At 51.5% G+C, this 202-nt stretch carries 1 protein-coding gene; it reads right to left on the reverse strand.

Annotation, left to right across the window (positions count from 1 at the left end; all coding sequences use genetic code 11):
- Positions 1–202 (reverse strand): AbrB family transcriptional regulator (locus tag CHH91_RS20115; protein ID WP_141234306.1); only part of this gene is annotated, 202 nt, incomplete at both ends.

The raw sequence follows: 202 nt of genomic DNA on the forward strand, positions 1-202 counted from the left end.
TCGAAGCCATTTCCGCAGCCCCAGCTGGCACAATCGCTAGCAAACTTGTAAAAAACGGCAGCGGTGTAAGCACGAAAAAAATCAGCGCTAGCCCGACGCTCATCAAAACATAAAGCGCCAATGCTGCTGCACTTGCTGCGCCGATACGGCTAAGTTCCTTAAGTGTTTTCCGGTCAAAGCGCATGCCAATCAACGAGCCGAT

This window comes from Virgibacillus sp. 7505, from assembly GCF_002272135.1.
In the GTDB taxonomy this organism is placed as follows: domain Bacteria; phylum Bacillota; class Bacilli; order Bacillales; family Amphibacillaceae; genus Terribacillus.